Origin of the sequence: Geminocystis sp. NIES-3708 (genome assembly GCF_001548095.1) — a bacterium.
Lineage (GTDB): Bacteria > Cyanobacteriota > Cyanobacteriia > Cyanobacteriales > Cyanobacteriaceae > Geminocystis.
The window spans coordinates 982,072-999,122 of sequence record NZ_AP014815.1; the positions used below are offsets into that span (position 1 = coordinate 982,072).

At 39.5% G+C, this 17,051-nt stretch carries 6 protein-coding genes; all 6 read left to right on the top strand.

Going from position 1 to position 17,051, the window contains the following annotated elements:
- Positions 1 to 349 precede the first annotated feature (349 nt).
- The 6 genes from GM3708_RS04310 to GM3708_RS04335 all read left to right on the top strand — a co-directional run bounded on the left by GM3708_RS04310 (position 350) and on the right by GM3708_RS04335 (position 17,043).
- A complete protein-coding gene (locus GM3708_RS04310) occupies positions 350 to 10,699 on the top strand; it encodes an FG-GAP-like repeat-containing protein (RefSeq protein WP_144439273.1) in 10,350 nt (3,449 codons plus the stop codon).
- 354 nt (positions 10,700 to 11,053) lie between these two features.
- Entirely contained in the window at positions 11,054 to 12,157 is a 1,104-nt protein-coding gene (locus GM3708_RS04315) for a hypothetical protein (RefSeq protein WP_066344402.1), read from the top strand.
- 326 nt (positions 12,158 to 12,483) lie between these two features.
- Complete coding sequence (locus GM3708_RS04320; RefSeq protein ID WP_066344403.1) at positions 12,484 to 13,044, top strand: YcjF family protein; 561 nt, start codon at positions 12,484 to 12,486, stop codon at positions 13,042 to 13,044.
- 761 nt (positions 13,045 to 13,805) lie between these two features.
- Positions 13,806 to 15,602, top strand: coding sequence for a group II intron reverse transcriptase/maturase (ltrA, locus tag GM3708_RS04325; protein WP_066344406.1), 1,797 nt, complete (start codon positions 13,806 to 13,808; stop codon positions 15,600 to 15,602).
- 220 nt (positions 15,603 to 15,822) lie between these two features.
- Positions 15,823 to 16,326, top strand: coding sequence for a hypothetical protein (locus tag GM3708_RS04330; RefSeq protein ID WP_066344408.1), 504 nt, complete (start codon positions 15,823 to 15,825; stop codon positions 16,324 to 16,326).
- 51 nt (positions 16,327 to 16,377) lie between these two features.
- Positions 16,378 to 17,043: a hypothetical protein gene (locus GM3708_RS04335; RefSeq protein ID WP_066344409.1), complete on the top strand. Its 666-nt coding sequence runs from the start codon at positions 16,378 to 16,380 to the stop codon at positions 17,041 to 17,043.
- The last annotated feature ends 8 nt before the right edge of the window (positions 17,044 to 17,051 follow it).

The window sequence follows — 17,051 nt, forward strand, 5'->3', positions numbered from 1 at the left end:
GGCTAACCTAAACACTGTACCAATGGTAATAGGTTTGTCTGTAGGTGATTTACTAAATGAGAGCCATTTGTATTCAATCTCTTTTCTACCTTGAGCACTTACTCCTCTCCTTGCAGGGGCAATAATGGAATAATATCATTAAAGCTGTGGAAGATCTTTATAACTATCCTCTTTGGGAAAGAATATTAACAATTTATAAACATAAAGTTGAGTAATTGTATTAGTGGATTATAGTTAAAACAAATATATTATCATATCAATATAAAAAAATATATATTACTTAAGTAAGTTTACTGTTTGATATATTTTGTAAATAATTTTATTATATTTTCTAAACAATTTTAATCATATGATGACTTATCAACATCTTCTCTCACCTATTCTCAGTCACTTCGCTACATCGGCTGAATTTACTACTTTAATGGAAGAGGTATTTGGGGAGAATATTCAAGTTGAAAGTCTACAACAACAATGGCTTAATCAAAGTTGGACATTACCCACAGTGGTTGTACTGAATTCATCAGTAATTAATGGTGCTTTAGGGGCTTACTCCGCACAAACAGGTCAGATTTACTTATCTCAGGAATTAATCGACAGTAATAATACAGATCTAATTACCAAGGTTTTATTAGAAGAATACGGACATCATGTTGATACCCTTCTCAATGTTAGCGATACCCCAGGGGATGAAGGGGAACTTTTTTCGGCTTTTGTAAGAGAGGGTAGTTTAACTTTAGCTAATGTACAGGAAATAAAATCCCAAAATGATTTCAATACTATTGTTGTGGATGGAGAAATAGTACAAATCGAAGCGGCTAGTTTTACCGTTACCAATACCAACGACAGTGGAGCGGGTTCTTTACGTCAGGCGATCATAGATGCCAATGCCAACTCTGGGGCAGATGTGATTACTTTTACAGGGTCTATTTTTACGGACTCCACTCCTGATACGATTCGTCTGTCTTCCATGTTGCCGATTATTACCGATGACCTGACAATTACAGGTACAGGAACGAATTTATTAACCCTGAGCGGTGATGCCAATAATAATAGTAGCAACGATGCGGGGGATGTGCGGATTATGTTCATCAACCAAGGTAATGTAACCATTTCGGGGCTAACCTTTGCCAATGGACGGGGTAAAGGAGGAGATGGTAGCGGTGGCGGTATGGGTGCTGGGGGTGCTTTGTTTATTAATGGTAAGTTTGACGGCAATCAAGTACCTACTAATGTAACACTAACCGATGTGGCTTTCACCAATAATCAGGTGATCGGTGGTAATGGTGGTAATGGTAACTCTAATGGTGGTGGTGGTTTTGGTGGTAATGGTGGTGGTTTTCGTGGTGGTGGCGGTGATTTTGGTGGTGCTGGTGGTGCTGGTGGTGGTATTGGTGGTGGTGGTTTTAGTGGGAATGGTGGTGATATTGCTGGTGCGGGTGGTAGTGGTTTAGGCTCTCCTTTCGGTGGTGGTGCTGCTGGTGGTGGTGCTTCTATAGGTGGTGCTGGTGGTTTTGGTGGTGCTGGTGGTGGTGCTTCTATAGGTGGTGCTGGTGGTTTTGGTGGTGCTGGTGGTGCTGGAAGTGCTACTTTTGGTGGTGCTGGTGGTTTTGGTGATGGTATTGGTGGTGCTGGTGGTTTTGGTGATGGTATTGGTGGTGCTGGTGGTGGTGGTGCTGGGTTGGGGGGGGCGATTTTCATCCGCTCTGGTTCCCTCATCCTTAATAACACTAGCTTTAGCAATAACGGTGCTACGGGAGGAACAGGAGCTAATAACGGTCAAGGGCTGGGGGGTGCTATTTTTGCCGTCACCGATGCCCTCAAGACCCAAGCAGGACTTACTACGGCTCCTACCGTCAATGTCAATGGTATTACTTTTAGTAATAATACTGCTCTTAACAATGGCGGTATTAGTACGGGCAGTACATTCAACAATGTTAATCTCTATGGTACGGTCAACGTTCTCTCTACTCTATCCATTAATGATGTCACTGTTAACGAGATTGCAGGTACCGCAATCTTTACCGTCAGTCTGTCATCCCCTACTCCTGGGGATGTCACCTTTAATCTTGCCACTGCTAATAATACAGCTACGGCAGGTAGTGACTACACCGCTGTTGCCCTAACAGGTCAAACTATTACCGCAGGACAAACCAGCAAAACCTTTACGGTTAATATTGCATCGGGTAACATTACCGCCCCTGGTGAAACTTTCTTCGTCAATCTTTCTAATATTTCTGGTGCCACCGCAGGGGATACCCAAGGAGTCGGGACAATTACCCCAGTTCAAACTATCGTGACAAATACCAACGACAGTGGTGAAGGCAGTCTTCGTCAGGCGATTCTCAATGCCAATGCGATCGCTGGTGCAAATACTATCACCTTTAATATTGCAAGTAGTGGAGTACAGACAATTACTCTTAATACTGCTTTGCCTGAAATTACCGGACAAGTTACTATTGATGGAACAAGTCAACCCGGTTTTACTAATAGTCCAATTATCGAAATAAATAGTAATAATAACGTTGGTAACGGTTTAAGTTTGGGAGGTGGTTCTAGTAATAGTGTTATTAAAGGCTTAATAATTAATCGTTTTACTAATATTGGCATCCTAATCAATAGTACAGGAAATAAAATACAGGGTAATTATATTGGTACTAATGCCACCGGAACATCTGGGGCAGGTAACTCATTTGGTGTTTTTGTTAATTCAGGTAATAATAACATTATTGGCAGTGACGAAGATGGCATAAATGACACCAATGAGGGGAATTTAATTTCTGGTAATGGAAATGTAGGTGTTCTTTTCTTCGGCAACAATAATTTTGCTCGGGGTAATTATATTGGTACTAATGTTAATGGCACATCAGCAATAGGAAATGGAGTTCACGGTGTTTATATTGGTTCTTCTAACCATACCATTGGCGGAGTAACAACTACAGCTCGGAATATCATCTCAGGTAATGGCTTCAGTGGAGTTGCTATCTACGCAGATACTCCATCTAATGCTAGTAACAATATTGTACAAGGTAACTATATCGGTACGGATGTCAGTGGGAATAATTCTTTAGGTAATGGTAGTGGTAGTGGTGTAAGAGTTACAGGAGCGAATAATACGATCGGCGGTACAGCATCAGGAGCAGGAAACAAAATTGCTTACAATCAAGGGAATGGAGTTGTTATTCTTGACGGCACGGGAAATCAAGGAAATAGTATTTTAGGCAATAGTATTTTTAGTAATACAAATTTAGGCATTGATTTAGTAGGAAATAACACAGTAGAACCCAACGACTTAAATGATCCCGATACTGGAATCAATAATCTTCAAAACTATCCCTTATTAATTCAGTATAGTACTGGTTTGGTTAAGGGTAGTCTCAATAGTACTCCTGACACAGATTTTCGGATTGAGTTTTTCAGCAATACAACAATCGATCCCAGTGGCAATGGTGAAGGGCAGACTTATTTAGGTTTTCAACAAGTTACAACAGGAAATGATGGTAATGTTGATTTTACCTTTACTCCTCCCACAGGTTCATCTAATATTACAGCCACGGCAACCGACATTAATGACAATACATCAGAGTTTTCAAGGAGTACGAGTGCCCCAGTAGTAACGATCGTTGCTAATGGCAATTTAACAGATACGGATGTAACTATTAACGTTGATCCTACCTTCACCGTCACCAATGAAAATATCATCATCAGTCGTGATGGAGGGGAAGATACCTTCAATATTAACAGTGTCGGCACTGCTTTTCAGTCCGATATAATCATCGATGGTAATGGTTATACCAGTGGAGATCTAGTTAATCTCAATGGTAGTATTACAATTAATGATTTTATCCTAGATGAAGTTCAAAATATTAATGTTGCTTCTAGCGTTGCCACCACTACGATCGATCTTCTTAATGATAATGGAGATGTAACTTGGACAACAGGACAAGCTATCAACTTTGCCAGTGGTTCAAGTTTAACTACCACGAAGGGAAATATCAATCTGACAGCAAAAGGTGAAGCAACAGGTAATTATCAAGGAATTATTGTTAATGACAGTCTCATCACTTCTAGTACAGGTGCAATCGATCTGAATGGTACGGGAGGAGGCAACGGTAATGATCAGTATGGAGTTTATTTGCTCAACGGCAGTGAAATTATCTCCACCACTACCGCCACCATTAAAATAACAGGTCAAGGTTCTTTATCAGGATTGAATGGGGGAAATGATGGTATTCGCATGGTGGGTGCTGATAGTTTAATTTCTTCGGTGAGTGGCTCGATCGAACTCATGGGTATAGCGAGAACTGGGAGTAGTTTTAATGATGGTGTTCGTATAGCTGATGTTTCACAGGTGACAACAGAAACTGGCACCATTACCATCCAAGGAACAACCAATAACAATTTGAGTGGAGGTGCTAATATTGGGATTCACATATATTCTCAGTCACAAATCACCGCCACAGACACAGGAAAGATTAGCTTAATCGGACTAGCAATTAATGGCACAAATGACAATGATGGTATTCGCATAGAAGGAACAAATACTCAAGTAAGTGCAAAAGATGGTTCGATCAATATTACTGGTACGGGAGGTGGTACGGGGGGTGCGAATTTAGGAGTTCGTATCACTGGTGGAGGACAGGTAAAATCGACAGGAAACGCCACTATTGATATAATAGGTCAAGGTAGTACAAGTGGTGTTGATACTAACTATGGAGTGCAAGTTACGGGAGTAAATAGTGCCATTACATCCATTGATGGTGACATTACCATCGAAGGCACTGGAGGAGGTAGCGGGGGTAATAATCGAGGGGTTTCGATCGAAAGCAGTGGGGTTATTTCTTCCAGTGGAAAAGCAAACATTACCGTAACAGGAAAAGCATCAACTTCAGCTACAGGCAGTAATAATCGAGGCGTAATGATTGACGGAAACGGTAGTGCTATCACGTCAACAGGTAGTGGAAATATCACCATCGACGGCACAGGCGGAGGCAAAGCTGGGGAAAGTTATGGTGTTCATGTTGTTAACAAAGGAAAAATAAGTTCCACTGGAACAGGTATCATAAAAATAACAAGTCAGGGTTCTTTATTAGGTACTGGTACTGGGAATTATGGCATTCGTGTTCAAGGAGAAAATACTTTAATTTCCTCTGTCAGTGGTTCGATCGACATTGAAGGTAAAGGAGGAACAGGAACAGGTTTTAATAGTGGTGTTTTGCTCTCAGATAAAGGGGCAATTACTTCCGCAACAGGTTCTATGACTGTCCAAGGCACAGCCGACGGTCAAGGTGGAACGAATATTGGTATTGCTATCGTTTCCGAATCAAAAATAATTCAGACCAATTCTGGCAAAATAACTTTAATCGGAGAAGGTTCAAAAAGTGGAACAGGAAATGGTAATGATGGTGTTCGTATAGAGAATGTTAATAGTCAAATAACGGCAAAAAACGGTTCAATTTCCATTACGGGTACTGCGGGTACAGGTTCTCAACAAAATCGAGGAGTATTACTCGTTAATAATGGTTTAATAACTTCAGAAATAGGCAATATATCAGTTAATGGAACTGGTGGTAATACGGGGATCAGTAACTATGGTGTATGGTTAACATCAGGAGGAAGTATTGTCTCAACGGGAATAGACGCAAATGCTGCCCAAATCAATGTCACAGGTGAGGGGGCAATTACTGCTACAGGCAACATTGATAACGATGGAGTACGCATTGACGGAACGAATAGCAAGATTTCTTCTGTGGCAGGAGCGATCGCTATTACAGGCACAGCAGGTAACGGTACAAATGGTAATCGTGGGGTAGTAGTATTTAACAATGGAGTAGTTACTTCTGGAACGGGAAATATTGCAGTCAATGGCACGGGAAGTGGCACAGGATCTGGAAACTATGGTGTCTATCTCATTGGTAATGCTATAAATGGTGGCGTAATTTCTTCCACAGGGACAGGAGCCAATGCTGCCACTATTACTGTTACAGGTCAAGGCTCCCTAAATAGTACGGGGGGGAGTAATGACGGCGTTCGCATTGAAGGCACAAATAGTAAAATCTCTTCCATTGCTGGGGCGATCTCTATAACAGGTACTGGTGGTAAAGGTGCACAAAGTCGAGGTATATGGATTGCTAGTAATGGATTAATCACTTCAGAAACAGGAAATATAACAGTCAAGGGCACTGGCACCGATGCAGGTTTCAGAAGTTATGGTGTTGCGTTGGTGACTGGTGGGGGCATCACCTCAACAGGAACGGGAGCCAATGCTGCCGCCATTACTGTCACAGGTCAAGGAACATCTACAAGCAATGTCGAAAATATTGGAGTCTATATTGACGGAGCGAATACAAAGATTAGCTCTTTGAATGGCGCGATCTCAGTTAGAGGTACTGGTGGTAATGGCACGAATGATAATTATGGTGTTTACTTGGGCGGAACAGGACAAATCTCATCAACAGGAACAGGAGCCAATGCTGCAACTATTACCATTACAGGTCAAGGCTCTACCTCTGCCACGGGTAATAACAATGATGGGATTCGTCTCAATAATAGTACAGTTCAATCCAATGATGGCAATATTGTCCTTACTGGTACAGGAGGAGGTACTGGAACAACCCAACTAGGGGTAAGAATCATTGGTGGTGCAAAAATTGAATCTACGGGTAAAGCAACTATCAACATCAAGGGTTTTGGTAGTGAAAATGCTGTAAGTACGAACTATGGAGTACAAGTTACGGGAGGCAGTAGTGCTATTACATCCATTGACGGTGATATTACCATTGAAGGCACGGGAGGAGGTAGTGGTAGTAATAATCGAGGAGTTTCGATCGAAGGTGGAGGAGTGATTTCTTCCACAGGTAAAGCCACTATTACCGTTATTGGACAAGGTTCAGGAAATCCCCTCTCCACTGGAGGAAATCGTGGGGTTCGTGTAGATAATACTGGTAAAATTACTTCCAAAAATGGAGCAATCTTCATTAGTGGCACAGCAGGAGCGACAGGTGACTCAGTAGGTACTACTTTTAATTATGGTGTTCAAGTCATATTTTCAGGAGAAATTTCCTCCACAGGAACGGGTGCTGATGCTGCTACCATTACCATCGAGGGAAATGGTGGTTCAATTTCTAACAAGGCAAGTCAAAATGCGGGGGTGGATATTGAACAAAGTGGCAAAATTACCTCCATCGATGGGGCGATTAAGGTGACAGGTTTAGGTGGTTCTGGACAAAGTGGAAATCATGGTGTTTTGTTATTGCTCAATGCTACAATCTCTTCTACAGGAACTGGACAGTCTGCTTCTACTATTACAATCGTAGGAAACGGATCAACCACAGCTAGTGATAGTAATAATGACGGAGTTCGTGTAGAGAATAAGAGTAAAGTAACATCTATTGATGGTGACGTAAGTGTTACTGGAACGGGAGGAAGTGGTACACAGTTAAATGTTGGTGTCAATATAGTCAATTTAAGTGAAATATCTGCTACTGACAGCGCCGATATAATGATCACGGGTATAGGGGGGAATGGTACTTCTAGTGATGGTATTAGCCTTGAAAATTCAAAAATACAAAGTAAGAGCGGTAACATTACCTTAACAGGTAGTGCCAATAATTCCAGTATAGGTATCAATATTTTTAATAGTGGCTCGATCATCAGTAGTACTGGCAAAATTACCTTAGAAACTGACACTATTAACCTTGCAGGTGGTAATAACAGTATTTCTAGTGGTGGTGAATTATTAATCACGCAAAAAACAGATAACACTTCCATCGGACTTGGTTCAGCAAGTGGTACATTAAATCTGACATCCACAGAAATCGCTAGTTTTAAAGATGGATTTAGTAAGATTACAATCGGCAACGATAAAACTGGTGCAGTCAAAATTAATAATGCTACCTTTACCGATAACCTTACCATCAATGGAAATTCGATCGAAGTTATTGCCCTTAACGGTAGTAGCAACAATATTACTCTCAATGCTCCTACTAGTAATATTACCCATGATAATAACTCCAGTACAACGGATATTATCGCTAATGAATTGATTTTAAATAGCAATGCAATTATTAATACTATTCAAATCAATGCTAACACCCTGAATGCCATTGCACAGACAGGGGATGTCAGAGTGACAGATACCAGTGGAGGGTTGACAGTTAAAAATGTTACTGCCACAGGAAGCGGTTCGAGCGCACTAAAAGCCGTAGGCGGTGACTTGAATATCAATACTGTGTCAGCTCAATTCAATATAGATTTAATTGCAGAAGATGGCAAAATTACAGACAATAACGGTATCGGAGTTAATAATATTACATCAGGTACTTCCACCGCTTTCGCTTTAAGTGGCATTGATTTAGATGTCTCTACTACTATTAGCGGTTATGAAACAACGGGAGTAGGTGATATTATCCTCCGTCGAGCGATCGGTGGTATTGATGTAGGTGGAGGGGGTATTAAAACTAATGATGGTGATATAAGCATTAGTATCACTAGTGGTAACTTGAGATTAGTTTCCCCTATCATTGCCGGAGGCACAAAGACCATCACGGTGGACATCGATTCTGGCAACATACAAGATTTTAATGATGATAGCAATAATTTCACAGCTACATCTGCCAAACTAGATACTAGCAACGGTATCGGTACAATAACGAATGCCATAGAAACACAAGTAACCAATTTAGCGGCGAGGGCATCCACAAGCGGAGATATTGCCATTAAAAATACAGGTACTTTAACCATTGATACCGTGGAAGGATTAAGCGGAGTTAGTGTCAATAATGGACAAGTTAATTTGAGTTCCACAGAAAGCATAATCGTTAACCAGACTATTAATGCCAGTGGCAATATTACCTTAACCGCCAAAGATACAGGCTTTGACATTAACCTGATTAATAGCAGTGCAATTACTAGTACTTCAGGCAATATCAACCTATTATCAAATACCATTAACCTTGGTGACACCACCAGCATCACCACCACCGGCAATATATTTATTAACCAAGACAACGATAACAGTACTTTAGTCGGCACAACCACCCTAGGGGCAAGTGTGAACATTGCAGGTAACCTCTACCTCAATGACACCATAAAAATTGACTACAACTCAGGTATTAATCGCTTTGACACCCTTAACCTAACGGGAGCAGTGGACTTAGTTGGCTCAACCCTGAATCTCGACATCAGCAACTATACCCCCACCGCCGATACTGTTTATACCCTAATCAATAATGATGGCACCGATGCAGTAACAGGAACCTTCACAGGATTAGCAGAAGGAGCCACCGTCGCCACCATCGGAGGTGACAAACTCTTAATCACCTATCAAGGAGGCACAGGGAATGACGTTCAACTCTACGTTGCCCCTAACCAAGTCCCTAACCAAGCCCCTGTGATAACAGTCCCAAGTGCAAAAACTGTCAACCAAAATACCCCCCTGATCCTCGGTGGTATAAGCATTGCAGATGTAGATGCAGGTAGTGGCAACCAAACTGTCACCCTTTCCGCCACATCAGGAACCATCACCCTAGCCAGTACCACAGGTTTAACCATCTCGGCGGGGGGTAGTGGTAGCAGTAACCTAACCTTTAGCGGTACCCTCAATAATGTCAATGCCGCCTTAAAGAACCTCATCTATCAAAGTAATAGTACCTTTAGCGGCTCAGATACAATTAACCTAACAGTCAACGATAATGGCAATACAGGCTCAGGTGGTGCTAAACAAGATAGTGACTCCATTGCCGTGACGGTTAAAGCCGTAACTCAAACAGCACCTTCTTTATCTACGGATATTTTAGCAGTGAACTCTGTACGCACCACCATCATTGCCGAGTTTAACGGAGACAACTTATCCGACATTGGTTATACAAACTCCCTCAATGCTTTCTATGTGGCTATCAATAACGGTGCGGGGGGTTATCTTTCTCGTGTCACCTTTCCCACTAATAAAAAACCAGGAGGAGGGGCAGTAACCAACTTGAATGGTCATGCAGGTCTAGACCTAATTTTACCAAATAAGACAACGAATAATGTCTCAGTATTTCTCAGCAATGGTACAGCCTCACCAACAATCACCACCGTTACCACTGGTACTAATCCTGTGTTTGTGGTGACTGGAGACTTTAACGAAGATAGTAACAAAGATATGGCCGTAGCTAATTATGGTAATAATACCGTTTCCGTTTTCTTAGGCAATGGAGCGGGTGGCTTCTCCTCTCCTACCTCTTTAACCACAGGTTCTAAACCATCGGCCATGGCCGTGGAGGACTTTAACGGAGACGGTAAATCAGATTTAGCCGTAACCAATTATAGTGCCAATACAGTTTCTATCTTCCAGGGAGCAGGTGATGGTACCTTCGGGACAAAGACGGATTATCTGACAGGTACAAGCCCCAACTCCGTTGCCGTTGGCGATTTTGACAAGGACGGGGATTTTGATTTAGTCGTTAATAACAACAAATCGAATACCCTGTCTGTCTTCCTCAACAACGGCAGTGGTGGGTTTAGTCCAAAAACAGATATCGCCCTCAGTGCTAATTTATCTGCCTACAGTGTAACGGTAGGAGACTTCAATAGCGATAGTAACCTAGACTTAAGAGTGGCCAATAATTTAACCAATAATGCTGGTATCTTAACAGGGGATGGTCTTGGCAACTTTTCTGCCATCTCAAACCTAACCATGATTCAGATTCCATCAGTTTAATTCAGATCATTGAGTCCTCCTAAGAGATTTTCAGTATAAAATACCAGTAAATTAAAAAAGCAATAGGTTATCTAAGGCTAATCACTAACCTCAGTTCACCTCAGTGAACCATAAAGAAAATGATGAAGACTAGACAAGTGGACAAGTGGACAAGTGGACAGGGAAAAAAATTGTCAATATTTGATGTACTTTTTAGAGAACTTTATTCATTCACCAAAAATATAATCTTCCTGTCTGCCTGTCTTCCAAGTCAGCCTCATCTATTTTTATATCGAACTCGGGTAATGACTGGTACAAATTTTTCTGAAAATCACCTTAGCATTCTATTTCAAAGTATATTAATCAATAAAAATAATGACAAAAATGAAAGTAGATTTAGTGATTGCGTTAGGGATAACAGGGCTAGGTGTATTTACATCTTCCTCCGTTTCAGCACAACAGACTTACGCCAGTGGTAGTTCCACTATCGTATTGATGAATGGTGCCAGTCAATCCATCGGTGGGGAAATTTCTGTTCCAAAAGGATTTATTTTTGGCGGGGCAACACCTGGGATAGGAGATGTTAGCGTAAACTTAACGACAATAGATAGTCTTGACACAAATAGCCCTATTATATTTGACCTAACCGTCAATCCTGGTGCACCTTTAGCAATCCCCAGTTCTAATGCGACTAGTATAGAGACAGTAGTCGCCGACTTGATTACCAATGCTCCTAGTCTTGCCGATGGAGTTTCCTATACTCGTGCTTGGCGCCGTGGTTATTCGAGTAATAGCAGTTCTTCTACCCAAGCCTATGCCAGTGGTAGTTCCACCATCGTGTTGATGAACGGTGCTAGTCAATCCATTGGGGCAGAAATTGGCGCTTCAAAAAGTCTAGTATTTCTTCAAGGTGTTATTGTAACTCCAGTTCTAGTTGACACAACTCTTAATCTTAGTACAAATGCCCAAGCATTTTTCGGTCTAGCGGTAGATCCTGGTACACCGACTCTGCTTTCTGGTGCCAGTCCCAGTGTAGAAGTGGCCGTTGCTGGGAAAATTGATGCAGCAACATCGGCAACTATTGCTGATGGCATTTCTTATATTCGTGCTTGGCGTAGTGGCAATTCTAGTAAGAACAGTTCTTCTGTTCAAGCCTATGCCAGTGGTAGTTCTAGTTTTGTGTTGATGAATGGTGCTAGTCAATCTATCGGGGCAGAAATCGGCCTAGCGGGGGAAATAGCATTTCAGAGTCCTGTTTTGGTAATCCCCACTTACCAAGGAGGAGTACAGTATCTTAGCACTAATACAATGATCTTTGAAAATTTGACGGTTAATGGTGGTTTGTTAACTTCGGGATCTCCTCCTCCCAGTGCTAGTGTTGAGGTGGCGGCAGCTACTCAACTTACAAATGCGGCTAATCTGTCCGATGCCATTTCCTATATTCGTGCTTGGGCTGGTGAAGGAGGTGGGCTAGAATAAGCTTTTTGCACTATACATGGTGTAATTCTAGCATAAGGGAGATCAGCCCCTCAGATACCTGAGTTCGACGTAAAAATAGATGATGACTGACTTGGAAGACAGATAAATGGTATTTCTTGTGAATAAATAAAATTATCCCAAAAATGTACAAATATTGAGAATTTTTCTCCCTGTCCACTTGTCCACCTATCCCGTGTTCATCATTTTCCTTCTATCGAACTGGGGCCTAAGATGGACAAGATATTGCTTGGTTTTAGATCTGGTATCATGCCGAATATGGAGTTTTGCCAAGATAAAATTAAAAGAATTAAAATAAATAAATAAAAATGAGTAAACAAATTGAAGCAGAAAAAATTATCCGTTCTCATGTACTTTGGGCAATGGGTGGGGGGCTTATACCACTACCATTAGTTGATTTTGCCGCCGTTACTGCTATTCAGCTAGAAATGTTACAGCAATTAGCAAATCTTTACGAAGTAAATTATTCCCAAAATGTGGGTAAAACTTTTGTTTCGGCACTTACCGGCACAACTTTAGCCAGTATCGGGGCAAGTATGATCAAAGCTATTCCAGGTATTGGGAGTATTGTGGGGGGGGCTTCTATGTCTGTTATGTCAGGTGCTTCTACTTATGCAGTAGGACAAGTTGCCATTAATATCTTTTCTGATTCAGGTTCACTACTTGATTTTAATATCGAAAACGCAAAAAAAGCCTATGAGTCTGCATACAAAAAAGGCAAATCTTATGTTTCTGACTTAGAAGATAATCAAGATGAAGTGACTAATGTTTATGAATCTTTAGAAAAATTAGGCAAATTGAGACAGCAAGGTATCTTGTCTGAAGAAGAATTTGAGGCTAAGAAAAAAGAATTATTAGAACGAATATAGAAAACAATTATCGTACATTTACTGTTACCAATTAACTATAGTTATTTAAAATAAAAATGAGACAGTTTTCTATTAATAATAATTAATCAAAAATTTGTCTCAATCTTAATTAAAATCACTATATATATGAAATAATATCAATTGACATTCACTGGTTACAATCTTTGATGTGCGATTCGTTCTAGCCAAAGTCTAGGCAAAATAGCCAAAACGTAAGCTAGACAAGGTTTATATCTAATGTACCTTGATAACTTTATATCCTTGTCGGTGAAAATCCTACCCACGATTTGACCGTGTGACAGCATAGCTCACAGTGACCTGAGGTGGTATCTCATACGCTGAAGCTGGGCTAAACGGCGGTAACTGATAGCCTAAATCGGAATCCCGTCTAGCACACTGACCATGACTACGAAAGGAATCCTTGTCTGAACCATCGTAATTGTAAACTAGCCAAATAAGGCTGATAGGCTAGACCAAAATGGTACTGCTCTATTGTACCAGTAGAATATCAAATCTAAACTGGGGTCAAATACACAGAGTCTGGTGGAAAGAGGAGGTCTAAAGTCAGAAAGAAAAAGGATATAGGGAACGAAGTAACCTCTCGTAACTTCTCTTAGAAAGGTGAAAACTAGGAGTAGTAACCAGCGTAAGGTTATGAGGGGAAGGATTGACTAAGAAGCCAATGCCTTTATGTAATGTAAAGGATTTGCTGACGTAGTCACTGTGATAAACAATGTAAAGTCAACTTTTGTATTAAAATTATGACAACGGTACAACCGATTGATAAAATTAATAAGTGGTCATCTATCAACTGGAAAGTTGTAGAGAAACAAGTATTTCGGCTACAAAAAAGAATTTACAGAGCGAGTCAAAGAGGCGATGTTAAATTGGTTCATAGTCTGCAAAGATTACTAATCAAATCCTACTATGGTAAACTCTTGGCAACCAGAAAGGTAACACAAGATAATCAAGGCAAGAAAACAGCAGGTGTTGATGGTATTAAATCACTCACTCAGAAACAACGTGTTGAAATGGTCAAAAACCTAAAGTTAAAAGGTAAATCAAAACCTACTCGTAGGGTATGGATACCAAAAGCGAATGGAGAAAAAAGACCACTTGGAATACCGTGTATGGAAGATAGAGTAAAACAATGCCAAGTAAAACTAGCATTAGAACCACAATGGGAAGCCAAATTCGAGCCGAATAGCTATGGTTTTCGACCAGCAAGGTCATGTCATGACGCAATAAGAGCTATATTTAATTCAATAAGGCTACAACCGAAATATGTATTAGACGCTGATATTGCTAAATGCTTTGACAAAATCAATCATGAAAAATTACTCGCTAAACTGGAAACCTACCCACAATTAAAACGTGAGATAAAATCATGGTTAAAAAGTGGAGTAATGGACAGCAAACAATGGTTTCCTACTAAGGAAGGCACTCCGCAGGGAGGAGTCATATCTCCACTACTTGCAAATATTGCCCTTCACGGTATGGAACTAGAAATTAAAAAGTTTGCCAGAACATTAAAAGGTGACAAGAAAGCAAATGAATCTAGCCTATCTCTTATTCGATATGCAGATGATTTCGTCATTCTTCATAGAGATATAGAGGTTATTTTCCAATGTAAAAGTATCATCGAGAACTGGTTAGAAGAAATAGGACTTGAACTTAAACCAAGCAAAACCCAAATATCTCACACTCTTTATGAGTACGAAGAAAAAATAGGGTTTGACTTCTTAGGATTCAACATCCGACAATATGAAGTAGGTAAAACACACACTAGAATTAACAGTCAAGGTGTACCTCTTGGATTTAAGACCATAATAAAACCATCAAAGGAAAAAATAAAAACTCACATTAATAAGACTGGAAATATAATCAGAAGTCATAAATCAAGTCCACAAATAGCCCTGATAATGGAACTTAACCCAGTAATAAGAGGTTGGGCAAATTACTATAGCTCTGTGTGCAGTAAAGAGACTTACTCTAAATGTGACCACCTGATATATAAACAGTTGAAAAGATGGAGTGAAAGAAGACACCCCAATAAATCGAAATCATGGGTAGTCAAGAAATATTGGCGTACTTATGGAGAAGATAACTGGACGTTCTCAACCAGAGATGAAGATGGAATAAGACTATTAAACCATAGCAAAACAGAAATCAAGCGTCACACTAAAGTTAAAGGAGAGAAATCACCTTACGATGGTGACTGGATTTACTGGACGGCAAGAATAGGCAAACATCCTGAAGTTTCTACAAGAATGGCAATATTATTAAAGAAACAAAAAGGAAAATGTAATCACTGCAAACTGAACTTCAAAGCTGGAGACTTGTTAGAAATCGACCACATTATCCCCAAATCGAAAGGCGGAAAGGATAAATATGACAATCTACAAGCTCTACATAGACATTGCCACGATGATAAGACAACCAGAGATGGAAGTCTGAATTGTACCCATGACAAAGGGTTTATTCCAGAGGAGCGGAATGAGGTAAAAGTCTCACGTTCCGTTCTGAAGACAAGGGTAGATGGTGACATCTATGCTTAGTTTGACTTAAAACCAAAAAATTTTCCACTCCATCAACTATAATTTCTAATAAATTTAATATCTTGAAAATATAAATCAATGAGTCACAATATCTCTTTGGCATATAATAAAAAGCTATTTTAGTTATGGATTTCACCATTTTATGCTCTGTTTGGGGTACAAGGGTGATATGATTCGAGTAAATATCAAGACTTAATTAAAACAAGAATAAACTTTTAAAATGAATTATTTAATAGCTGTATTATCCGATAGAATTCAAGCAGAAGAAGCCTACACTGCCCTAGAAAAAGTAGGAATTCCTTTGAGTCAATTATCCATCGTGGGAAAAGGATATAAAAATGCGGCGGAATTTGGGTTTCTTGATCCTAGCGAAGAAGGACGTAAAAATGTGATTAGAATGGCTTATTGGTTGATTCCTTTCGGTTTTTTTGGTGGTTTTACTTTTGATGCTATTACCACTATCGATACTTTTGGTTGGGCTGGTGAGCCTTTTAATCATATTATTGGTGGTATTTTGGGTGCGATTGGTGGTGCAATGGGCAGTGTTTTTGTGGGTGGTAGCGGTAGTTTAATGGAAAGTAAAGGAGAGATGATACCTTTTCTCAATCGTTTAAAAGTAGGTAAATATTTATTAATTGTGCAGGGCAATGACAATATTAAAAATCAAGCAAAAGAAATATTAAACAAATTTGAGCCTGAAAGTTTACAAGGTTATCAACAATAAATAAAGTGATTGAACTTGTTTTTATAAAAGCTATTTTTTAAAATTATTATCATGAATAAAACTTTATATATAATTTTAACTGCAACACTGAGTTTACTGATAATAAATGATTCAGCTAAAGCAGATAGCCCATTAACTTCTATAGATTTAGCAACTCCTTATCAAGACATAGAAATTGTATCAGAAACATTAAATAATAAAAAACTTGACGTAAAAGTATTAAAATTTTTATTGAGTAATGCACCTTTAGATGAAAAAGCGGCAGTTATCAATGCTTTAGGGTGGAATTTTGACGGACAAAATAATGCTTCTTTATTTTTAATAGCATTAGTCAAATCAAAAAATATCAAATTAAGTAATCTTACCTTAAATGACTTGAATGCTTCGGATAAATTTGTCTTAGGCTATTTATTAGCTATGGATGATTATTTTTATTTATCTCCCATTGATAAAAATATTAATCAATTTTTAGGAGGAATTACTCCCACAGAATTTTTATCTCAAGCTATTGTAGGATTACCGAATAATTTCACTATTCATTTTATTAACTCTTTAATAGAAGCACAAAAAAATATGGAATCTTCTTGGTGTAATGTATATCAAATTCCCGAATCAGTCTTAATTAAATTTCCTGAACGTAAACGTAATTTACGACAAAAAGCCATTGACAATGCTATGGATTATATCAATCTCTATGCTGAATATTGTGATAAATAAATAACTTA